This window comes from Sedimenticola hydrogenitrophicus (assembly GCF_025175675.1).
Lineage (GTDB): Bacteria > Pseudomonadota > Gammaproteobacteria > Chromatiales > Chromatiaceae > Sedimenticola > Sedimenticola hydrogenitrophicus.
The window spans coordinates 1-22,758 of the sequence record NZ_JANIOA010000050.1; the positions used below are offsets into that span (position 1 = coordinate 1).

Annotated in this window: 14 protein-coding genes; 8 read left to right on the forward strand and 6 right to left on the reverse strand. The window is 60.8% G+C overall.

The features are described 5' to 3' along the window. Positions 1-77 precede the first annotated feature (77 nt). Positions 78-503 (forward strand): hypothetical protein, encoded by a 426-nt coding sequence (locus NPX02_RS18740; protein WP_260295462.1) that lies wholly within the window; start codon positions 78-80, stop codon positions 501-503. A gap of 521 nt (positions 504-1,024) precedes the next feature. Here the strand turns inward: NPX02_RS18740 and acnB are convergent. After that, entirely contained in the window at positions 1,025-3,613 is a 2,589-nt protein-coding gene (gene acnB, locus NPX02_RS18745) for a bifunctional aconitate hydratase 2/2-methylisocitrate dehydratase (RefSeq protein WP_260295486.1), read from the reverse strand. A 752-nt stretch (positions 3,614-4,365) separates the two neighbouring features. On the opposite strand from acnB, the gene purB reads away from it, so the two are divergent. Continuing rightward, positions 4,366-5,733, forward strand: coding sequence for an adenylosuccinate lyase (gene purB, locus NPX02_RS18750; protein ID WP_260295463.1), 1,368 nt, complete (start codon positions 4,366-4,368; stop codon positions 5,731-5,733). A gap of 453 nt (positions 5,734-6,186) precedes the next feature. On the opposite strand, the gene NPX02_RS18755 is transcribed toward purB, so the two are convergent. From NPX02_RS18755 to hrpA, 3 genes are all read right to left on the reverse strand, one after another. Next, positions 6,187-6,948 carry an OmpA family protein gene (locus tag NPX02_RS18755; protein ID WP_260295465.1) on the reverse strand — a complete coding sequence of 254 codons (762 nt, stop codon included), beginning with the start codon at positions 6,946-6,948 and terminating at the stop codon, positions 6,187-6,189. 325 nt (positions 6,949-7,273) lie between these two features. After that, on the reverse strand, positions 7,274-7,759 hold the full coding sequence (locus NPX02_RS18760) for a YchJ family protein (RefSeq protein ID WP_260295466.1): 486 nt from the start codon (positions 7,757-7,759) through the stop codon (positions 7,274-7,276). Between the two features lie 397 nt (positions 7,760-8,156). Then, a complete protein-coding gene (gene hrpA, locus NPX02_RS18765; protein ID WP_260295467.1) occupies positions 8,157-12,062 on the reverse strand; it encodes an ATP-dependent RNA helicase HrpA in 3,906 nt (1,301 codons plus the stop codon). Positions 12,063-12,292: 230 nt separating this feature from the next. Between hrpA and NPX02_RS18770 the strand changes: the two genes are divergently transcribed. Further along, positions 12,293-13,921: a methyl-accepting chemotaxis protein gene (locus tag NPX02_RS18770; protein WP_260295469.1), complete on the forward strand. Its 1,629-nt coding sequence runs from the start codon at positions 12,293-12,295 to the stop codon at positions 13,919-13,921. Between the two features lie 246 nt (positions 13,922-14,167). On the opposite strand, the gene NPX02_RS18775 is transcribed toward NPX02_RS18770, so the two are convergent. Continuing rightward, positions 14,168-15,895, reverse strand: coding sequence for an aminotransferase class V-fold PLP-dependent enzyme (locus tag NPX02_RS18775; protein ID WP_260295470.1), 1,728 nt, complete (start codon positions 15,893-15,895; stop codon positions 14,168-14,170). Positions 15,896-16,053: 158 nt separating this feature from the next. Here NPX02_RS18775 and NPX02_RS18780 point away from each other — a divergent pair, with 158 nt between their 5' ends. Beyond that, a complete protein-coding gene (locus NPX02_RS18780) occupies positions 16,054-17,079 on the forward strand; it encodes a class I fructose-bisphosphate aldolase (RefSeq protein WP_260295471.1) in 1,026 nt (341 codons plus the stop codon). Positions 17,080-17,095: 16 nt separating this feature from the next. On the opposite strand, the gene acnA is transcribed toward NPX02_RS18780, so the two are convergent. Beyond that, the gene (acnA, locus tag NPX02_RS18785; RefSeq protein ID WP_260295472.1) at positions 17,096-19,810 is read right to left on the reverse strand and encodes an aconitate hydratase AcnA; all 2,715 of its coding nucleotides are present in this window, start codon (positions 19,808-19,810) and stop codon (positions 17,096-17,098) included. Positions 19,811-20,000: 190 nt separating this feature from the next. Between acnA and NPX02_RS18790 the strand changes: the two genes are divergently transcribed. From NPX02_RS18790 to NPX02_RS18805, 4 genes are read left to right on the forward strand one after another with little or no spacing between them, the layout of a single operon-like run. Continuing rightward, positions 20,001-20,501, forward strand: coding sequence for an ATP-dependent zinc protease family protein (locus NPX02_RS18790; protein ID WP_260295473.1), 501 nt, complete (start codon positions 20,001-20,003; stop codon positions 20,499-20,501). After that, positions 20,498-21,403, forward strand: a complete 906-nt coding sequence (gene rimK, locus NPX02_RS18795) for a 30S ribosomal protein S6--L-glutamate ligase (protein WP_260295475.1) — start codon at positions 20,498-20,500, stop codon at positions 21,401-21,403. The genes NPX02_RS18790 and rimK overlap by 4 nt, the downstream gene beginning before the upstream one ends. Before the next feature lie 43 nt (positions 21,404-21,446). Beyond that, positions 21,447-21,710: a hypothetical protein gene (locus NPX02_RS18800; RefSeq protein WP_260295477.1), complete on the forward strand. Its 264-nt coding sequence runs from the start codon at positions 21,447-21,449 to the stop codon at positions 21,708-21,710. A gap of 3 nt (positions 21,711-21,713) precedes the next feature. Beyond that, on the forward strand, positions 21,714-22,757 hold the full coding sequence (locus tag NPX02_RS18805; RefSeq protein ID WP_260295478.1) for a succinylglutamate desuccinylase/aspartoacylase family protein: 1,044 nt from the start codon (positions 21,714-21,716) through the stop codon (positions 22,755-22,757). Position 22,758: the final 1 nt, after the last annotated feature.

The following is a 22,758-nucleotide window of genomic DNA, read 5'->3' on the forward strand; positions in this document are numbered from 1 at the left end:
AAAATTGGGAACCATTCGAACATCCTGGACTCGGAAGCGTGCGACACTGGCAAAAAATCGACCCGGGACCGACCAACATGCATAAACGACCGTTTCAACTGCTGATACTGCTGCTCTGGTTTTCACTGCTGAGTCTTGCGGCCCTCGCGGGCGGCAGCGCGGCGCAGGAGCCAAACAACCCCGCCGCTACCGACAGGGCTGAAACCGGGGTTTGGGAGCAATCCCGGGAAGCGGGTTCGAACGCCATCGCATCCGGTCAGGAGTTGGGTTCGGCGGCCGCGGAGAAATCCCGACAGATCTATCAGACCGTCAAGGAGAAAGGCAGCGCTGCCGGTGAGGTGATCGCGGACACCTCGCGCAGTGCCTGGAAAAAGACCCGTCAGGCGGGCGCGGTGGTAGCCGAAAAGGCGGGGACCTTGGGCGATAGCATTGCGGAAAAGTCGAAATCGCTCTACCGGCAGGCGACCCAGCCAGCGCAACAGAGCGACCGGCGGGATATCTGAAACGGCCGATCCTTCCCCGCACCGGCGCATCCCCCAACTGCCAGTCGCGCAGGAACGGCACATAACCCGTGCCCACACTGACATTACGCGTTGCCGCAAACGCGTGGGCATAAAAAGCGTGCCCACCCTACGAAGCCTGATTTTTCACGCCGTTCGCGATTAACAAAAAAGAGGTTCTATCCCAGTTAGTTGTTGGTGTTGATCAAGCTTGGTGAATCAACCCGTAGGAGTGCCTCTGGCGCGAAGGTTTTCGCGACAAAGCCACTCCTACAAAAGCGTGTAGGATGGGTGCAGGCGCGGTACCATTGTTGACGGCTGTTCACGGCAGTCGGCGCGCCGTAACCCATCTTCGGATGCGGATGCAGGTGCACGATGGGTTGCGCGCCGGAGAGGGAGCCGGCGGAGAGTTCATGGGAGCGCTCCACCCATCCTACGCTCTCATGCAACACCTAACTGCTACATAGCCAAAAAAAGCCCCTGGACTTACCAGGGGATTTTCTGTTTCCGACCAGGTGGTCGTATCAGGCAACGAACTCCACCCGGTTGGCCACCGACTGGTAGGCCTCGATCTGATCAAAGTTCATGTAGCGGAAGATATCTGCCGACATGGCGTCGATCTGGTCGGCGTAGACCATGTACTCCTCGACGGTCGGCAACTTGCCGATGATGGCCGCTACCGCCGCCAGTTCCGCGGACGAGAGGTAGACATTGGCCCCGGTACCGAGACGGTTCGGGAAGTTGCGAGTCGAGGTGGAGACCACGGTGGCGTTATCCTTGACCCGTGCCTGGTTGCCCATGCACAAGGAGCAACCCGGCATCTCCATGCGCGCCCCGGCCTTGCCGAAGATGGCGTAGTAGCCCTCCTCGTTCAGCACGTAGGCGTCCATCTTGGTCGGCGGTGCCATCCACAGGCGGGTCGGAATATCGTGCTTGCCTTCCAGCAGTTTACCGGCGGCACGGAAATGACCGATATTGGTCATACAGGAGCCGATGAACACCTCGTCGATCTTCTCGCCGGCCACTTCGGAGAGCAGCTTCACATCATCGGGGTCGTTCGGGCAGGCCAGGATCGGCTCTTTCACATCGGCCAGATCGATCTCGATCACCGCCGCGTACTCGGCATCCGCATCGCCTTCCAGCAGCTGCGGATCCGCCAGCCACTTCTCCATACCTTCGATACGCCGCTGCAGGGTGCGTGGATCCTGGTAGTCGTTGGCGATCATCCACTTCAACAAGGTGATGTTGGAGTGCAGATACTCGATGATCGGCGCCTGATCCAGCTTGATGGTGCAGCCGGCCGCGGAACGCTCGGCGGAGGCGTCGGAGAGCTCAAATGCCTGCTCCACCTTCAGCTCCGGCAGACCCTCGATCTCCAGCACACGACCGGAGAAGATATTCTGCTTGCCCGCCTTGGCGACGGTCAGCAGACCCTGCTTGATGGCATAGTACGGTATCGCATTGACCAGATCGCGCAGGGTGATACCCGGTTGCATCTGGCCCTTGAAACGTACCAGCACCGACTCCGGCATATCCAGCGGCATCACACCGGTGGCTGCCGCGAAGGCGACCAGGCCGGAGCCGGCCGGGAACGACAGACCGATCGGGAAACGGGTGTGGGAGTCGCCGCCGGTGCCCAGGGTATCGGGCAGCAGCATGCGGTTCAGCCAGGAGTGGATGATGCCATCCCCCGGGCGTAGCGCCACACCGCCACGGGAGGAGATGAAGTCCGGCAGGGTGTGATGGGTGGTGATATCCACCGGCTTCGGATAGGCCGCGGTGTGGCAGAAGGACTGCATCACCAGGTCGGCGGAGAAGCCGAGACAGGCCAGGTCCTTCAGCTCGTCGCGGGTCATGGGACCGGTGGTATCCTGGGAGCCGACCGTGGTCATCTTCGGCTCACAATAAGCGCCGGGGCGGACACCATCGACACCGCAGGCACGACCGACCATCTTCTGCGCCAGCGAGAAGCCTTTGCAGCTATCGGCCGCCGGGGCCGGCGATTTGAACAGGGTGGAGGGCGCCAGGCCCAGCGCCTCGCGAGCCCGGGTGGTAAGACCACGACCAATGATCAGCGGGATCCGGCCACCGGCACGCACCTCGTCCAGCAAGACGTCGGTCTTCAGCTCGAAACGGCACAGCTCTTCGCCGCTGTCGTGGTTCCTGACCACCCCCGCGTAGGGATAAACGTCGATGACGTCGCCCATATTCAGGTTGGCTACGTCACACTCAAACGGTAGTGCCCCGGCATCTTCCATGGTATTAAAGAAGATGGGTGCGATCTTGCCGCCCAGGCAGAAGCCACCGGCGCGCTTGTTAGGGATGAAGGGGATATCGTCGCCCATGTGCCAGAGCACCGAGTTGGTGGCGGATTTTCGCGATGAGCCGGTGCCCACCACGTCGCCCACGTAGGCCACCGGATGGCCCTTCTCTTTCAGTTCCTGGATGAACTTGATCGGCCCGATGACGCCCGGCTGATCGGGGGTGATGCCCTCACGCTCCATCTTCAGCATGGCATTGGCGTGCAGCGGAATATCCGGACGCGACCAGGCATCGGGGGCCGGTGACAGGTCATCGGTATTGGTTTCTCCAGCCACCTTGAACACGGTCAGGGTGATCTTTTCCGCCAGTTCAGGCTTCCGGGTAAACCACTCGCCTTCGGCCCAGGATTGCAGAATGGCCTGGGCATGGACATTACCGGCATCCGCCTTCTCCTTCACATCATTAAAGGCATCAAACACCAGCAGGGTGTGGGAGAGCGCCGCGACGGCGGTTGGCGCCAGCGCGTCATCATCCAGGGCCTCGACCAGGGGGGCGATGTTATAGCCACCGAGCATGGTGCCCAGGAGTTCGGTCGCCTTGACCCGGTCAATCAGGGCACAGCTGCAATTGCCTTTGGCCACATCCGCCAGGAAGGCCGCCTTCACGTAGGCGGACTGATCGACACCGGCCGGCACGCGATGGGTGATCAGGTCCAGCAGATAGGTTTCTTCACCTGCAGGAGGATTCTTCAGCAGTTCAACCAGCTGTGCGGTCTGTTCCGGATTGAGCGGAAGCGCGGGAATGCCCTCCGCGGCACGCTCTTCTACGTGTTTGCGATAGCTTTCTAACACCGAGTGATCCTCCTGGGTAGATGCCTGGATCAGGCTCTGTTTCATCAAAATATTCAAGGAATTAGCGCCCGTCACATCAGGGACGAAGGCTATATATAACTCAAAACCGGAAAAATTACTGCACCGCAGCAGAAATATTTTCCAAAAATATCCGAAATATTAGGACAATCATCCTTTTCTATATAAGCAGATGCGCCGATATTACCCCATCATGCCGGTTTTAGCGAGTGACCCGAATCCGGGCAGCAATTCTAGTTTTGGCGAGGTTTAGCCTCGGCATCTCTTGGTAAGTAGTAACTGCTCATGGGATGATTGGCCTTCCTTGCCGGCCTCACACGGTGGCTTGTCTCCTCGAATCCGGCCCCTTTTTCAGCGCCTACCCAAACTCGCTTCGCTCAAACAAGGGCAGGCTTGCATCTGAAAAAGGGGCCGGATTCGAGGCGCCACCGAGATCGGCCAACAAGGTAGCCCATCACTTACAGACCGGGTGAGTAGTTACGGTAAGTATTCATTTTTAGCCGCGAGGAGTGGTGCAATCAGAATTCTGAACTCCTAATCTGTGTGAATCCGTGTCCATCCGTGGTTCCTTACTACCCAGACTGGGATAACTAAACAGCCATTAGAATTGCTGAAATCCGGGTGCACCCCGCGCCAAGGTGTCTTAACCTTTGGTCACCGCCGGGCATCGAATGGTATAATCCGCCGCTTTATCGCTCTTGGCTTTTAAACTGACGCAGGCACCCAGGAACCCCATGGAACTCTCTACTTTAACGGCAATATCCCCGGTTGACGGTCGCTATGGCAGCAAAACTGTTGATCTTCGTCCTATTTTCAGCGAGTACGGACTGATCCGTGCCCGGGTTCAGGTGGAGGTAGAATGGCTTCGGGCCCTGGCAGGCAATTCGCTGATCATCGAGGTTCCGGCCCTCAGCACGGCGGCCGAGGCGACGCTCAATGGCATTCTGGACAACTTCAGCACCACGGATGCCGGCCTGGTCAAAGAGATCGAGCGTGAGACCAACCACGACGTCAAGGCGGTCGAATATTTCCTCAAGCGTAAAATTGCCGGCAACAGTGAACTGGAGGCGATCAGCGAGTTTATCCACTTCGCCTGCACCTCCGAGGACATCAATAATCTCTCCCATGCCCTGATGCTGCAGCTGGGGCGCGACCAGCAACTGCTGGCGGAGATGGATCAGCTGATCGACGCGATCCGCAACCTGGCTCACACCCACGCCGGGATCCCCATGCTCTCCCGAACCCACGGCCAGCCCGCCTCCCCCACCACCCTGGGCAAGGAGATGGCGAACGTGGTCTACCGGCTGCAAAGGCAGCGGGACCAGGTGGCCCATGTCCCGCTGCTGGGCAAGATCAACGGTGCGGTCGGCAACTACAACGCCCACCTGTCCGCCTATCCGGACGTCGACTGGGAGCAATTCGCGCAACAGTTTGTTGATTCCCTCGGGCTGGTGTGGAATCCCTACACCACCCAGATCGAGCCGCACGACTACATGGCCGAGCTGTTTGATGCCACGGCCCGCTTCAATACCATTGTCATCGATTTTTCCCGGGATGTCTGGGGTTACATCTCCCTCGGATATTTCAAGCAGCGCACCATTGCCGGCGAGGTGGGCTCCTCCACCATGCCGCACAAGGTCAACCCCATCGATTTCGAAAACGGCGAGGGTAATCTGGGTATCGCCAATGCCCTGTTCAGCCACCTGGCGATGAAGTTGCCGATCTCACGCTGGCAGCGCGACCTCACCGACTCCACCGTATTGCGCAATGTCGGCGTCGGCTTTGCCTACACCTCCATCGCCCTGCAGTCGATTCTGAAAGGGATCAGCAAACTGGAGGCCAACGCGGCCCTTCTGGCCGATGACCTGGACCACAACTGGGAAGTGCTGGCCGAACCGATCCAGACCGTGATGCGTCGCTATGGCATTGAAAAGCCCTATGAAAAACTGAAGGCACTGACCCGCGGACAACGCATCGGTGCCGATGAGCTGCGGGCCTTCGTCGATGGCCTGGAGATCCCCGAGGCGGCCAAGGCGGCCTTGCGCGAGCTGACACCGGCCAGCTATATCGGAAACGCGGTCGAGCAGGCCAGGAAAATTTGACCCGGCCCGGCCCACAATCCGCCACGAATGTTGTAGGGCCTCGGAACCGGGAAGCGGCAAAAGCGACTAACCGCCAAGAACACAAGGCACGCGAAGAAGTACGGATTCCTTTCCTTTGCGCTCTTGGCGTTCTTGGCGGGTAACTACTCACCCAGTATGTATAGGTGATTGGCCTGCCTTGTTGGCCGATCTTGATCCAGCCATCGTGTGAGGCCGGCAAGGCAGGCCAATCATCCCGTGACCATTGGTGAGGAGTGGTACATGGATGTACCGTTTACGGACCTGAGGATGGCATGCGCCTACCGGATTATCCACCCTACATCCTTACTCCGTAAGTAGTTACCTAGGCGGTTACATTGTAATCAGTGAAGCCGACGGGAGAACTCACCGAAAAAAACCGGGGCTGGATCAGCCCCGGTTTCTGGTTCGCCACCCTTTCGGGCCGGCCACCGATTACTTCATCATCACATCGAACTCGACCCGACGGTTCATGGCACGCCCTGCCTCGGTTTCGTTGGTGAAGGCCGGCTGTGACTCACCGGCACCTCGCGCCTGGAGCTTGCTGGCATCCGCGCCCTGACTGACCAGGTAATCACGAACCGCATTGGCACGCCGCTCGGACAGCCCCTGATTATAGGCATCCGAACCGACGCTGTCGGTGTGCCCGGTGACAATCACCGACCCGACCGCAGCATTGCCCTTAAACTTGGAATAGCTGCTGCTAAGCACCTCGGCGGAGCCTGACTTCAGCTGGGCGCTGTCGAAGTCGAACAGCAGGATGTTGTCGATCACCACCTTTTCCATTTTGGCCATCGGCTTGATCTCGCAGCCGTCCTTGTCGACCTTGGCTCCGGCCTTGGTGCCCGGACATTTATCCATATAGTCCGGCACCCCATCACCATCGGAATCGAGCGGGCAGCCTCGAGCATCCACCGGCGCACCCCGGGGCGTATCCGGACACATGTCCTTGTCATCGGTCACCCCATCTCCGTCCGCATCACCCACCACCATATCGCCACACTCTGCGATCTTCTCCCGAATGCCACCCACGGTGAGCCAGCACTCGCCGGCACTGTTTTTGACCACCCCCTTGGAGGCATCAATGGTATAGCGGTTGTGACTGTCCGCCACACCCTCGACAGACAGCGCCATGCCGCCGATCAAACCCAGTGGAATAAACATTGCGGTAAGTTTTTTGTATGTGAATTGTGCCATTATTTTTTCCTCTCGTTATTAACCTTGGCGCCTGATGCACAGACATCTTCTGCCCTGAAGTGATACATCCAACATATGTAGTTTAAAGTTATCTCGATCTTCCTCTTTAACTGTCCTGTGTAAAGAAGCCTGCCACAGCTTCCACGGATTCTCCAGGGTATGAAACCTTTCATTAGGACAGCACATTTCCCCAATAACAGGAGGTATTCCTTGTTCTTCATTCATTGATAGGACAGCGACAAGCCATGAAAAGCACCCCTTAATCGCACTGTGTGAGCCTTTCATAGAGTCCAAGTATAGTTGCTCCGGCTGGCTTAACCGGCGACTATCCGCAACACTTTTTATATTTTTTTCCACTGCCGCAGGGACAGGGATCGTTTCTGCCGATCTTGGGTGACTGGTTGACTCTGGTTTCCGGCAGCACCGGTTCTCCGTCGACAAAAAACCACTCCCCGTCGACTCTACTGAAGTTGCTGCGTTCGTGGTGGTGTCGTACCACGCCCTTTTCCTTGAATGTGGCGATAAATTCCACCACCCCGTCGGTGTTCTGTTCTCCACCCTGTTCACTCGCCACGATCCGCAGACCCAGCCAGGTTGAATTCTCAGCCCAACGACGGGTGGCCTCCACATCGTGGTCATCCCGATGCTCGGGATGCAGACTGCTGCTGAGGAAGTCGACCCTTCCCGAGGCGAAGGCGCAATAGCGTGCACGCATCAGATCCTCGGCCGTGACCGCCTGGCGGTCACCATTGAGAATGGGATTGCAGCAGTCATCTGCCGGTTTACTGGAACCACAAAGGCAAAGCGACATTTGTAAATATCTCCTGAAAAGTTGCGGGATTGAATCATTTTAGCTAACTACTCACGGGGTGATTGGTCTGCCTTGTTGGCCGATCTTGATGGCGCCTCGAATCCGGCCCCTTTTTCAGATTCACGCCTGCCCTTGTTTGAGCGAAGCGAGTTTTGTCCACGGATGGACTTATGCCGCGGAGGCCACGGATGGCCGGGAGCGGCTTGGGCAGGCGCTGAAAAAGGGACCGGATTCGAGGATGCAAGCCATCATGTGAGGCCGGCGAGGCAGGCCAATCACTTACAAACCGGGTGAGTAGTTACCATTTTAGTAAGTAGTAACCACAGGCCGCACCATTATATTACTCAACAAGCCTCCCTGCCGACCCGAATACAGTTACCGCCAGGTGTGCCCGGTGTTATAGCCCTAACTCCTTCCAGCGTTTTTCAATCCGCTTTATGGAAACGGGATAGGCGGTTTTAAGCTCCTGGGCAAACAGCGAGACACGCAACTCCTCCAAGGCCCAGCGGATCTCCTCGAGTCGCTCATCCACCCGGCCCTTGCCGCGTTCCCGCTGATCGCGCTCCGACCACAGCTGATGGAGTGACTGCAGCTCCCGCAGCAGTTGCTGATCACGCGCCGCCGCGTGGCTGAGTTTCTCCAGGCGACGCTGCAGTGCCGTCAGATAGCGCGGTAACTGACGCAGCTGTTGTATCGGGGTCTGCCCGAAGAAGCCCTTGAATACCAGGCGGTAGAGCTGTTGACGCATATCCGCGAGCGAAGCCATCCAGTTGATCTGGGTACAGGCCACCAGTTGCTTGGACAGCTGCTGATACTGATCGAGGATCTCGGCGGCGAGCCGGGCAACCTCATTGGCCGTCGGCACCAGCTGCGGCTTGTCGGCCTCGATACGGGCATTGAACGTCGCGGCATCCCTGATCTCCGGCTGCCCGGCGATGAAGGTGAGATCCACAATGAGCGCGACCAGTTCCTGTTCCAGATCAACCGGATTCGCCTTGTCGTGATCCGGCGGCAGCGGCGCCTTGGCATACTGCAGACGCAGCTTTTGCAGCTGGGGGAGATTGCGCCGGATATAGCGGATCTCCTTGGCCAACCTGAGCATCAGCAGCCGCCCCACCCCCCGGCGATGCGCCTCCCTGGCATGCTGTTCGGAATCCACAATACGCACGGCCACCCCCTCTTCCGTCTCCACCAGGGAGGGAAAACCGGGCAGCCTGATCCCGCCACGCACCAGCATCAGCGACTCCGGCAGCGGTGCAAAGTCCCAGTCCGTTACCCCCTCCCGCTCCAGACCGGTCTCCGTGGCGGGGTGGAAACGTGATTCACCCTGGCCCCCATAGCGCTTTTTCAGCACCTGCAGATCACGCCCCTCAGCCAGCGGGCGCCCCGCATTATCCAGTACCTGGAAATTCATCCGCAGATGGGTCTCAACCGCCGTCTCCTGCCAGGCGTCCTCGGGGATATAGACTCCGGTCATCTGGTGTAACTGTTCCGAGAGCTGGCGGGTCAGCGGCTTGTCCGAAGGGGTCATCACCTTGAGGCAGGCGTCGGCATAATCGGGTACCGGCACAAAGGATTTGCGCAGCGCCTTCGGCAGGGATTTCAGCAGGGCGATGAGCCGCTCGCGCAGCAGCCCGGGAATCAGCCAGTCGGTACGCGCCTCCGGAACCTGATTGAGCACCGCCTGGGGAATCTTCAGACTGACCCCGTCGGCTCGGTCGCCGGGATTGAAGTGATACTCCAACGGCAACCGCAGGCCGGCCATCTCCAGGGTATCGGGATACCGGTCGGCCACCTCGCCGGCCGGATTGGCCAGCAGGTCATCCTCGCGCATATGCAGCAGCTTGGGCTGCTCCCGGCTCGCCTGGCGCAACCACTTTTCAAACTGGGCGGCACTGTAGACAGCGGCCGGTATCCGCTGGTCGCAATAGTCGTAAAGGGTCTGTTCATCCACCAGCAGATCGCGCCGCCGGGTTTTCTCCTCCAACAGATGTATCGAGTCGATCACCTGGTGATTGTGCCGCCAGAACGGGGCCCGGGTATGGAAATCCCGGTCCACCAGTGCCGAGCGGATAAAGATCTCCCGCGCCTCCAGCGGGTTGATCGGCCCGTAATTGACCTTGCGCCGGGGGATGATCGGCAGGCCGAACAAGGTGATGCGAACATAGGCGGCCACCTGTCCGTGCTTCTTTTCCCAATGGGGTTCGGAATAGTCCTGCTTGATCAGGTGTCCGGCTATCGCCTCCACCCACTCCGGTTGAATCGCGGCCGCGTTGCGTGCATAGAGCTTGCTGGTCTCAACCAGTTCGGCTGCCACCACCCATTTGGGCTGCTTTTTAAACAGCGCCGAGCCGGGAAAGACAAAAAAATGGCTGTTCCTGGCCCCCAGGTACTCACGCCCCTTGCCGCTCTGGTGCAGGCCGACATGGCTCAACAAGCCGGTCAACAGGGAGCGGTGAATGGCCGCGTAATCCGCGGCCTGCTCATTCTCCCGATAGCCCATCTCATGCAGCTGCCCACGCAGTTGATGGTGAATATCCCGCCACTCCTGCACCCGCGTCCAGGAGAGAAACCGGCTCCGGCAGTGGGCCTGGAATTTACGCCGCGAGAGGTGTTGCTGCACCTCCTCGAGGTGGCGCCAGAGGTTCAGGGTAGTGAGGAAATCGGACTCCTCATGGCGGAATTCCCGGTGCGCCTCATCGGCCGCCTGCTGCTTGTCCAGGGGACGCTCCCGCGGGTCCTGTACGCTGAGCGCGGCCGCGATCACCAGCAGTTCGTTCAGACAGTGGTTTTCCGTCGCCGCCAGCAACATGCGTCCCACCCGGGGATCCACCGGCAGACGGGACAATGCCCTGCCGATCGGCGTTATCCGCCGGTCGGCATCCATCGCCCCGAGCTCCTCCAATACCCGGTATCCATCCTTGATCAGCCGGCTGTCGGGTTTATCGACGAAGGGAAACTGCTCGATACTGCCGAAACCGAGCAGTTTCATCTGCAGAATCACCGAGGCCAGGTTGGTGCGCTGGATCTCCGGCTCGGTAAACTCAGGACGGGCGGCAAAATCCTCCTCGTCATAGAGCCGGATACAGACCCCGGCGGCGACCCGACCGCAGCGCCCCTTCCGCTGGTCGGCACTGGCCCGTGAGATGCGTTCCACCGGCAGTCGCTGGACCTTGCTGCGATGGCTGTAGCGGCTGATGCGGGCGTAGCCCACATCGATAACATAGCGGATACCGGACACGGTGAGCGAGGTTTCCGCCACATTGGTGGCAAGGATGATGCGCCGGCTGCCGCCGCTCCTGAACACCCGCGCCTGTTCGGCCGGTCCGAGGCGGGCATACAGCGGCAGCACTTCGGTCAGCGGCAGCTTGTGCTTGCGCAGGTTCTCGGCGGTCTCGCGGATCTCGCGCTCGCCGCTGAGAAAGACCAGGATATCCCCCCGGTCGATCCGTGACAGCTCATCCACCGCGGCCAGAATCCCCTGCTGTATCACGTCATCCCGCTCGCCGCCACTTTCCTCCCCGGGCGGGCGATAACGCAGCTCGACCGGAAAGGTGCGGCCGCTGACGTTGATGATCGGGGCGTCCCGGAAATGCTTGGAGAACCGTTCAGGGTCGATGGTGGCCGAGGTGATGATCAACTTCAAGTCACGGCGTTTCGGCAGCAGCTCTTTCAGGTACCCCAGCAGGAAGTCGATATTCAGGCTGCGCTCGTGAGCCTCGTCGATAATCAGCGTGTCATATTCGCTCAGGTAGCGGTCCTGCTGAATTTCGGCCAGCAGCATGCCGTCGGTCATCAGCTTGATGTGGCTGTTGGGCCCGACACGATCGTGGAATCGCACCTTGTAACCGACCGAATCCCCCAGTTCCCTGCCCAGCTCCTCGGAGATGCGGGCCGCCAGGGCGCGGGCGGCGATACGCCGGGGCTGGGTGTGACCGATGCGTCCGAACACGCCGCGCCCCTGGGCCAGACAGATCTTCGGCAACTGGGTGGATTTGCCCGATCCGGTCTCACCACAGAGTATGATCACCTGGTGCTTTCGGATCAGCTCGGCAATCTCCTCCTGGCGTTCACTGATCGGCAGTTCTGCGGGAAACCGGGGCTCGGGCAGGCGCTGTTGCCGCTGCTCGACCATCTGCCGGGACTGTTCAAGCCGCATCCACAGGCGCTCCAGATCATCGTCCAGGTTTTTTCCTTCGCGCCGTTTGCTCTGTAAGGCATTGATCTGCCTTCGTAATTGATGGCGATCCCGGATCAGGCAGTGATCCAGCAACTCGACGTCGGGTATTGACTCAACCTTCACAACAAAAGCCCGTTCAACAGAAGAGCGGCCATTTTACAGATTTGCCTCGTGGGAACACACCGCCACAAGCACTTCCGGGATACTGACCCAGATCAATGTCCCAAAAAAATGTAGGGGAAACACCTAAAGAAACACCCTGGCAAGTCGCAATAGGGAGTGGGGAAATCAACGAAAGAATAATTTTCACTCATGTATACTGCGACACAATCGGAATTACCCGGGGACCTAAAATGAAACAAGCCAGTAACACCTCCACCAGAGGTCTCTCCATCAGCATCAAGATAGACCTTGCCCTGGTGGTGCTGTTTCTCCTGATACTGATCGTCTCCGCCCTCTATCAGTTCAACAGCCAGCGTAACCTGGTCGAGCACCTGGTCATGGATCAGACCGAAACCCTGGCCGACTCCTACTTCGACAATGTCAACACCCTGATGCTGACCGGTGGGATGGCCAACAAGGAGATCTCGCGGAAAAAAGCGACCTCACGCGAGGAGGTGCTGGATGCCCGCATCATCCGGGGTGAGGGGATCATCAAGACCTTCGGTGCCGGCACCGAACAGAACAACATCAGGGATGAGCTGGACAAACGCGCCCTGGCGGGTGAAAAAATCGATTCCCTGTATAAGGATGACAACGGCCGGGTACTGACGGTCATCATCCCCATGCGTGCCGAAAAGGACTACCGGGGCACCAACTGCCTGCTCTGCCATCAGGTGCCAGAAGGTGAGGTGCTGGGCGCGGTGCGGGTGGACTTCTCGCTGAAGAAACTGGACAACACCGTACTCAAGGAGCTCTGGGTGAATATCGGGCTCAACTCCGCGCTGCTGATCGCCGGGCTGGTCATCATCAGTTTCATCCTGAAAAAACTGGTAGTCTCGCGGCTGCGCCGGGTCACCGATGTGGTCCGCGCCATCGAGCAGCAGTCCGACCTCAGCCTGCGGGCCGAAGTGAAATCCAATGATGAACTTGGCCGGCTGGCATTCGCCATCAATCTAATGATGGAAAAATTCGGCTCCATCATCCACCAGGTCAACGCCTCCACCCTGAAACTGGCTGCTGAGTCCGAGCAACTCACCGACATCACCACCCAGAGTATTAAAGGGGTGCGCCGCCAGCAGTTGGAGAGTCAGCAGGTGGCCACCGCCATGACCGAGATGGAGGCCAACTCCAACGAAGTGGCCAGCAGCGCCGGCAGCGCCTCCGAAGCGGCCAATCAGGCCGATGCCGAGGCGCTTGAAGGGGGCAAGGTGGTAAACAATGCCATCACCTGCATCAATACCCTGGCCGAAGATGTCAACCAGGCGTTCGATGTGATTCGCCAACTGGAGACGGACAGTGACGGCATCGGCAAGGTGGTCGAGGTGATTACCAACATTGCCGAGCAGACCAACCTGCTGGCCCTGAACGCGGCCATCGAAGCGGCCCGTGCCGGTGAGCAGGGGCGTGGATTCGCGGTGGTGGCCGACGAGGTCAGAACCCTGGCCACCCGCACCCATAAAGCGACTCAGGAGATCCAGAGCATGATCGAGGGGCTGCAGCGTCAGTCCCAGAATGCCGCCAACATGATGTCCCAGAGCCAGAAGCGGGTGGAAGCCAGTGTCACCGAGGCGGCCCATGCCGGTGATTCGCTGAACCGGATCACCCAGTCGATCAATACCATCAGCCAGATGAATGAGCATATCGCCACCGCCGCCCAGCAGCAGAGTATGGTGGCCGGGGAGATCAGCCGCAACATCACCGCCATCAGTGATGTCACCGGCCAGACCGCCGATCACTCGGAGCAGATAGCCCGGACCAGCAAGCAGCTGTCGGCGTTGGCCTCCGAGTTGAAGCATGTCATGGGGCAGTTCAAGGTCTAGCGGGTGAAGTGTGAAGCTTGAAGGGTGAAGCGTGTAGGATGGGTGGGGGCGCGGCACCATTGTTGACGGCTATTCGCGGCGATCGGACGCGCCGTAACCCATCTTCGGATACGGATGCAGGTGCACGATGGGTTACGCGCCGGAGAGGGAGCCGGCGGAGAGTTCATGGCGGCGCTCCACCCATCCTACGCCTGAATGCAGTCCGACCCGGGCAGGCACGGGGGCCGGCCCCTCAAACGTCTCCCTTCAAACTTCTAAACTCTCACGGGTGAGCAGAAAAAACTGCAGCACCCCCTCCTCCCCGTCCAGGGTCACCTCATGGCGCGCGCCCTCACCCAGCGCTTGCGCATAGCGGTGCGCAGCCGCCAAATTGGCCGCATAGTGCTCCCGTCGCTGTGCAACGCTCAACTGTTCGTCCGCCACAGCGGCGGTTTCAAGCGCCTGGTCAAGGGAAAAACCGATCTCCTCCTCAGGCCGGTCCCTATGGGTCCAGAGACCACTGGCCGAATCGAACCGGTAGAGCGGCAGAAAGCGATATCCCCACTCCGCCACAAACTCCACCGCCTCCAGCAGATAGCCCACCTCGGCCTCGTCGAACAGATAATGCAAGCCGATCCGGCACCAGCCGGGTTTGATGCCACAGTGCCCCTCGGCAATCACCGCCCGGAACTCCTCCGCCAGGGCATCATCGATTCCCAGCAATTTATGGCCATAGGGACCGGCACAGGAACAGCCGGCGCGGCTCTGGATCCCGAACAGATCATCCAGCAGCGTGGTGACGAAGCGCGGATGGTAGTAGCGGCCGCCCGGCCCCCGGAGATTGAACGAGACAATGCCGATACGCCGCTGCGGATCGGGATTCCCCATGATCTCGATGAGTGGGTGGCGGCCCCATCGCTCGAGCGCCCGGTGCAGGTAATCCGTCTCCCGCCGGTCGATCACCGCCTGGCCGACCGCCTGCTTGATCTGGAATACCAGCGCCGCCTTGAGCGTCTGCAGGATCCCCGGTGTGCCGGCGTTCTCCCGGGTCTCGATGTCTCTGACGAAGTCGTGACTCTCCGGCCCCACGTAATCCACCGTGCCGCCACCCGCCATGCTCGGCGCCAGCTCGGGGTGGTAACAGCGCCGGTTGAACACCAACACGCCACTGGCGCCGGGCCCGCCGACAAATTTATGCGGGGAGATGAATACGGCATCCAGTGATCTGTCCCCCGCTCCCGCTACCGATGGCGGATTCATATCGATCTCGACATAGGGGGCGCTGGCCGCGTAATCGAAAAAGGCCAGGGCATCATAACTGTGCAACAGGGCGGCGATATCCGACACCGGTGACTTCATGCCGGTCACATTGGAGGCGGCGGAGAAGGAGCCGATCCGCAGCCGCCCCTGGTATACGGGCAACTTCAGCAACCTTTCCAGGTCCGCCAGGTCGGTGCCACCCTCCGCATCCAGTTGCACCTCCACCACCGTCGCCAGGCTCTCACGCCAGGAGACCTCGTTGGAGTGGTGCTCGTAGGGTCCGACAAACACCACCGGCTGGTGCGCCTGACAGTAGTCGGCGAACGCCGCTGCCCGGGTGGCGCCGGAAAACCCCTGCAGCAGGGAGTGCATCACCTGGCGGCTGGCCGCCGGGAGCTTGACCCCCACCAGCTGCTGCATGCGGTCGATGGCACCGGTGGCGCCGCTGCCGCAGGCAATGAGGCGTCCTTCGGGCCCGGCATTGACCGCCTGCTTGATGATCTGCTCGGCCCGATGCAGCAGCCCGGTGGTGGTGCGGCCGCTGGTGTCGTCCTCGGTATGACTGTTGGCATATAGCCGCAGCAGGCGCTGCAGATATTTTTCGACAAACCGGAGCCCCCGTCCGGAGGCGGTATAGTCCGCATAAACCATGCGCCGCTCCCCGAAGGGGGTTCGCAGCAGTGCATCCACCCCGATAATCTGATCGCGTAAAAAGTCCGGATCCAGCTGTTTCATTGTTACCCTGCTTTCGGCCTCTGTTCCTTTCCATATGCTACACCCGAAAGCCGGGGAATTGTTTGCACCTTAAGGCATCAGAAATAACTTCTCCGGACGGGTGTCTATACTCACTGAACAGTGATCCGACGATTCACAATGTATAGGGAGTGGGGAACATGAATACTCAGGACCAACTTCAGGCAACCATCGAGCTGTTGGTACAGAAAGGCAAAGGGATTCTGGCCGCCGACGAGAGCAGTCCCACCATCGCCAAGCGCTTTGACGCCATCGGCGTTGAATCCACTGAAGAGCAGCGTCGCCGCTATCGCAGTCTGATCCTGGAGACGCCGAATCTGAGTGATTACATCAGCGGCATCATCCTGTTCGAGGAGACCCTCGGACAGCAGACCGACGACGGCACGCCGCTGCCGGAACTGGCCAGCCGGCAAGGGGTGGTACCGGGCATCAAGGTCGACAAGGGCAAGGGCTCCCTGGCCAATGCCCCGGGGGACGAGATCACCCGCGGTCTGGACGGCCTGGAGCAGCGGCTGGAGGGCTACCAGGCGCAAGGGGCGCGGTTCGCCAAGTGGCGTAATGTCTATCACATCTCCGACCGCACGCCGAGTCGGCTGGCGGTTGAGGCCAATGCCGAGATGCTGGCCCGCTATGCCGCGATCTGTCAGGCCCAGGGCATCGTGCCCATCGTCGAACCGGAGGTGCTGATGGATGGCGAGCACGACATCGAGCGCTGCGCGGAGGTCTCGGAGGCGGTGCTGCACGAGCTGTTCCATGCCCTGCACCGGCACCGCGTGGTGCTGGAACACGCCCTGCTGAAACCGAACATGGTGACCCCGGGCAAGGCCCATGCGAACCGGGCTGATCCGGACGAGGTGGCGCAACAGACCGTGCGGATCCTGCGCCGCACGGTGCCGGCGGCGCTCCCCAGCATCAACTTTCTCTCCGGTGGTCAGAGCCCGGAAGAGGCCACCGCCAATCTCAATGCCATGAACTGCCTGGCGCCGCAGCCCTGGGAGTTGAGTTTCTCCTATGGCCGGGCACTGCAGCAGCCGGCGCTGCAGGCCTGGGGCGGTAAGCCCGAGCAGGTGGCGGCGGCCCAGGCCGCGCTGTACCAGCGGGCGCAGCTGAACGGCGCCGCCAGGCGCGGCGAATACGTGTCGTCCATGGAGTCCGCCGGGAGCTGAGAACGGCGCGGCCGCATCACCCCGCCGCCAGGCGCCGCAACACGAAGTGCAGTATGCCGCCGTTTTCGTAATAGGCGAACTCATTGGGGGTATCGATACGGATTTTCGCGCTGAAGCTGAGCGTGCGCCCCCCCTCCCGGCGCACGGCTACCTCGACCAGCTCCTGGCCAACGGCGACCGTGGGGATGGAAAAATACTCCGTACCATCCAGCCTCAGGGAGTCGGCGGACTCCCCGGGCACGAACTGCAGCGGCAGAATTCCCATACCGATCAGGTTGGAGCGATGGATGCGCTCATAGCTTTCGGCCAGCACCGCCTTCACCCCCAGCAGCGCCGGCCCCTTGGCCGCCCAGTCACGCGAGGAGCCGGTACCGTACTCCTTCCCTGCCAGCACGATGAGCGGCGTCTGCTCCTGTTTATACCGTTCCGCGGCATCGAATATGGAGAGTTGCTCAGCGGATGGAAAATGCCTGGTCCAGCTCCCCTCCGTGCCCGGCGCGAGCTGATTCTTCAGGCGCACATTGGCGAAGGTGCCGCGCATCATCACCTCATGATTACCGCGACGCGAGCCGTACGAGTTGAACTCCTGGGGCGCCACCTGATGCGCCTGCAGATAGCGGCCCGCCGGACTGTCGATGGCGATGGCACCGGCCGGCGAGATGTGATCGGTGGTGATACTGTCGCCCACCTTCACCAGGCAACGGGCATCCTGAATCGGCTCCACACCCGGCTGCTGCTCGGCAATCCGTTCAAAAAAGGTCGGCCGGCGGACATAGGTGGATTCGCTCCAGGCGTAGCGCTCACCGGTCTCCACCGGCAGATTGTTCCAGGTCTCGTTTCCGCTGTAGACATCCTGGTATTTGTTCCTGAACATGGCCGCATCCAGGGCACCGACCATGACCCGCTGGATCTCGGCGTTGTCCGGCCAGATATCCGCCAGGGTCACCGGTTTACCACCCTGATCATATCCAATCGGGTCGTTATACAGATCGACCGCCATGTTGCCGGCCAGCGCATAAGCGACCACCAGCGGCGGGGAAGCGAGGTAGTTGGCCCGGACATCCTGATGTATCCGGCCCTCGAAATTGCGATTGCCCGAGAGCACCGAGGTCACCAGCAGATGACCGGCATTGATGGCCTGGCTGATCTCAGGCGCCAGCGGCCCGGAGTTGCCGATACAGGTGGTACAGCCATACCCCACCAGGTAAAAGCCCAGCGCCTCGAGCTCCTCCATCAGCCCGGTGCGCTGCAGATAGTCCGTCACCACCTTGGAGCCGGGGGCGAAGCTGGTCTTGACCCAGGGCTTGGTCTTCAGGCCGAGTTTCCTGGCATTCCTCGCCAGCAGCCCGGCGGCCACCAGCACGGCCGGATTGGAGGTGTTGGTACAGCTGGTGATGGCGGCGATCACCACCGCTCCCTGTTCGAGATTGAAGGTTTGACCCCGGTAGCTGACCTCCACCGCGCCGGAATCGCTCGGCGGGTGCCCCCCCTCCTCGTCGAAATCGGTAACCCGGACATCGGCCTGCGCCAGGGCATTGTGCTCGGAAAGCAACCGTATAAAACCGCTCTTCGCCTCGGTCAGGGCGATCCGGTCCTGGGGCCGGCGGGGGCCGGCGATGGAGGGTACCACTTCCGACAGGTCCAGCGTCAGCAGGGCGCTGTAGGCGGCTTCCGGCGTGTCCGCGTCGTGCCACAGCCCCATGCGCCGCGTATAGCTCTCGACCAGTTGCAGCCGGTGCTCATCCCGCCCGGTCAGCTGCAAATAGCGAATGGTCTCGGCATCCACCGGGAAGATGCCGCAGGTGGCGCCATATTCCGGTGCCATATTGGCGATGGTGGCGCGATCCGCCAGCGACAGACTGGCCAGGCCGCTGCCGAAAAACTCGACGAATTTCCCCACCACGCCGAACTGGCGCAGCTGCTCGGTGACGGTCAGCACCAGATCGGTGGCCGTCGCCCCCTCGGGCAGTTTTCCAACCAACCGGAAACCCACCACCTGGGGTATCAGCATGGTGATCGGCTGACCCAGCATCGCGGCCTCCGCCTCGATACCGCCCACGCCCCAGCCGAGCACCCCCAAGCCGTTGATCATGGTGGTGTGGGAGTCGGTCCCCACCAGGGTATCCGGATAGGCCAGTTGCTCGCCGTCGCGCTGCCGGGTGAAGACACCGCGCGCCAGATACTCCAGATTCACCTGATGCACGATCCCAGTACCCGGGGGCACCACGCGAAAATTCTCAAACGCGCCCTGGCCCCAGCGCAGAAATTTATAGCGCTCCAGGTTACGCTCGATCTCGATCTCGGTATTCCGGCTCAGGGAGTCCGCCGCGCCAAAATGGTCCACCATCACCGAATGGTCGATCACCAGCTCCACCGGGGAGAGCGGATTGATGCTGGTGGGCGAGCCGCCCAGCTCGACCATGGCATCGCGCATGGCCGCCAGGTCGACAATGGCCGGCACACCGGTAAAGTCCTGCAGCAGTACCCGGGAAGGGACGAAGGCGATCTCCTGGGACGGCTCGGCCTGCGGGTCCCAGCCGGCAAGGAACTCGACATCCTCGTCCGTCACGTAGATCTCATCGCCGTGGCGCAGCAGATTCTCCAGCAGGATGCGCAACGAGAAGGGGAGCCGCGCGATGGCAAACCGCTGCTGCAGCTGATCGAAAGGATAAATGGTGTAGTCTGTCTGCCCGACCTTCAGCGTTGCCGCCTGCTTGTACGAGGTACTCATCTCAATAAATCTCCCTGGTCCGGATGTGGATGGCTGCAGTGGCTACAGCGAGAGGTAACATCAGAGAATGTCCGGGTGATGAGGGAAAGTTTAGCAGTTGATCACCCGCTGCTGTGGACACCGCGGCCCGGCTGGAGATGAATATTTTTCTCTCGGACGGGGAACCCCAGGTGCTAAGATAGGCATTGAGATGCGAGTAACCGAACAACAACAAGCAACCCCGGCGAACACGCTGCTGACCCTGGGCTGGAGAGAGTGGCTCGCCCTGCCTGAACTGGGTATTCCACATATCAAGGCCAAGGTGGACACCGGCGCCCGCACATCGGCGTTGCACACGTTTTTTATCGATCCCTACCGGGAGCGGGGCCGTGATCGGGTGCGCTTCGGTGTACACCCCCATCAGCGGGACCGCGAGACAGCCCTCATCTGCTCCGCGGATCTGCTTGATCAGCGGGTGGTGAGCGACTCGGGCGGGCATCGGGAAAATCGTTATGTGATCGAAACCGAAGTGCTCATCGGCTCGTTCAGCAAACGCATCGAGCTGACACTGACCGATCGTGACACCATGCTGTTTCGTATGCTGCTGGGTCGCACCGCTTTACGCGGGGACTTTCTGGTCGATGCCGCGCGCTCCTATCAGGCCGGCCAACCGGGCATTCCCTCATCAGAACAATCAGGAAACCGTGAATGAAAATCGCCATACTGTCTCGCAATGCCAAGCTTTACTCCACCATGCGACTGGTGGAAGCCGCCAAGGCGCGTGGACACCAGGTTCGGGTCGTCGACCCGTTGCGCTGTTACATGAACATCACCTCGCACCGACCCTCGATCCATTACAAGGGCGAAACCCTGGATGATTTCGATGCGGTGATCCCCAGGATCGGCGCCTCCATCACCTTTTACGGCACCGCGGTATTGCGCCAGTTCGAGATGATGGGGGTCTATCCGCTGAATGAATCGGTGGCCATTACCCGGGCCCGCGACAAGCTGCGTTCGGCGCAACTGCTGGCGCGCAAGGGGATCGGACTGCCGGTCACCGGCTTCGCCCACTCCCCCGACGATATCAATGACCTGATGACCCAGGTCGGCGGCGCGCCGGTGGTGATTAAACTGCTGGAGGGCACCCAGGGGATCGGCGTGGTGCTGGCGGAGACCCATAAGGCCGCCGAGAGTGTGATCCAGGCATTCATGGGGCTCAAGGCCAACATCATGGTCCAGGAGTTCATCGGCGAATCGAAGGGCTCCGATCTGCGTTGCCTGGTGATCGGCGACAAGGTGGTGGCGGCGATGAAACGCCAGGCCCGGGAGGGCGAGTTCCGTTCCAACCTGCACCGCGGCGGCTCGGCCACCCTGGTCCGCATCACCCCCGAGGAGCGCTCCACCGCGGTGCGCGCCGCCCGGGTCATGGGGCTCAACGTCTGTGGTGTGGATCTGCTGCGTTCCAATCACGGACCGGTGGTGATGGAGGTCAACTCCTCCCCCGGGCTGGAGGGGATCGAGCATGCCACCAACAAGGACATCGCCAACACCATTATCGAATTCATTGAAAAAAACGGCCGCCCCCACCACACCAAGACCCGGGGCAAGGGTTGAGCCTAAAAACCTCGGTTGACCGCTACGCACAGGACCAAAGCGCATGTTTTTGATCGCATTTCCAGTCACCTCCCGCTTCACCTCGGCAGTGAGCACGCTATGCAGCGGATCGCACATTTTTTGCGACACATGGCCGCGTTGTGAAACTCACCAAGGACGCGCCATTGGCCTCGTTTCACGCCTTGCCCTGCACCGCAAAAAAATGTCAGGAACATTTTTTCGCGAAAGCCCCGAAGGGGTGAGGCACAAGGATGTGCCGAACAAAAAACGCACACTCCGCCGCATCCAACCAAGGTTTTTAGGCTGAACCATGGACCAACCGCTGCGCATCGGTGCCCGCGAGGTGCTGCCCGGCCAAAACCTGACCATCGACCTGCCCCTCGCCCAGCTCTACACCCATACGCCGATGACCATGCCGGTACATGTGATCCGCGGTCGCAAGGCGGGGCCGCGGCTGTTCGTCTGCGCGGCGATCCACGGCGATGAGATCAACGGCGTGGAGATCATCCGCCGCCTGCTCAGTCTGCCGCTGCTGAACAGGCTGCGCGGCGACCTGATCGCGGTCCCCATTGTCAATGTACCCGGTTTTCTGCACCGTTCCCGCTACCTGCCGGATCGGCGCGACCTCAACCGCTCCTTCCCGGGCTCGGAAAAGGGTTCCCTGGCCGGTCGCGTGGCTTACCTGTTTCTCAATGAGATCGTAGCCCAGTGCAGCCACGGTATCGACCTGCATACCGCGGCCATCGACCGCGCCAACATGCCCCAGGTGCGCGCCAATCTGGATGACCCGGTGGCCGCCGCCATGGCGGAGGCGTTCCGCACCCCGGTCACCCTCAACGCCGGCCTACGCGACGGTTCGGTACGCCAGGCCGGGGCCACCCTGGGCGTCCCGATGCTGGTCTACGAGTGCGGCGAGGCGTTGCGCTTCGATGAACACTCGATCCGCATCGGGCTGCGCGGCATCGTCCGGGTGATGCGCCACCTGAAAATGCTGCCGGCCTCAAGACGTCCCGGTAGCGGCCAGGCCTCGGTCATCACCCATACCAGCGCCTGGGTGCGCGCCTCCCAGAGCGGCATCCTGCGCGCCATCGCGCCACTGGGCGCCACCGTGGACAAGAACGAGGTGCTCGGCTATATCAGTGATCCGTTCGGCGAGCGTGAGGCCCAGGTGTTCTCACCCTGGCGCGGCATTGTCATCGGCCGCACCACCCTGCCCCTGGCCTATCAGGGCGAGGCGCTCTACCACATTGCCCGGCTCGGCCGGGATGAGATGGAACTGCTGGAGGATGCCATGCACGAGGAGGACCCGCTACCCTCCATTTCCTACCTGCGGGACGAGCCGGTGATAGTGTAGC

Coding starts and splice junctions, on each gene's coding strand:
- NPX02_RS18800 (WP_260295477.1), top strand. CDS start 21,447: ATGTTTTTGATCGCATTTCCAGTCACCTCCCGCTTCACCTCGGCAGTG.
- NPX02_RS18760 (WP_260295466.1), bottom strand. CDS start 7,759: ATGTCGCTTTGCCTTTGTGGTTCCAGTAAACCGGCAGATGACTGCTGC.
- acnA (WP_260295472.1), bottom strand. CDS start 19,810: ATGAGTACCTCGTACAAGCAGGCGGCAACGCTGAAGGTCGGGCAGACA.
- NPX02_RS18790 (WP_260295473.1), top strand. CDS start 20,001: ATGCGAGTAACCGAACAACAACAAGCAACCCCGGCGAACACGCTGCTG.
- NPX02_RS18780 (WP_260295471.1), top strand. CDS start 16,054: ATGAATACTCAGGACCAACTTCAGGCAACCATCGAGCTGTTGGTACAG.
- purB (WP_260295463.1), top strand. CDS start 4,366: ATGGAACTCTCTACTTTAACGGCAATATCCCCGGTTGACGGTCGCTAT.
- NPX02_RS18775 (WP_260295470.1), bottom strand. CDS start 15,895: ATGAAACAGCTGGATCCGGACTTTTTACGCGATCAGATTATCGGGGTG.
- rimK (WP_260295475.1), top strand. CDS start 20,498: ATGAAAATCGCCATACTGTCTCGCAATGCCAAGCTTTACTCCACCATG.
- NPX02_RS18755 (WP_260295465.1), bottom strand. CDS start 6,948: ATGGCACAATTCACATACAAAAAACTTACCGCAATGTTTATTCCACTG.
- NPX02_RS18770 (WP_260295469.1), top strand. CDS start 12,293: ATGAAACAAGCCAGTAACACCTCCACCAGAGGTCTCTCCATCAGCATC.
- NPX02_RS18740 (WP_260295462.1), top strand. CDS start 78: ATGCATAAACGACCGTTTCAACTGCTGATACTGCTGCTCTGGTTTTCA.
- NPX02_RS18805 (WP_260295478.1), top strand. CDS start 21,714: ATGGACCAACCGCTGCGCATCGGTGCCCGCGAGGTGCTGCCCGGCCAA.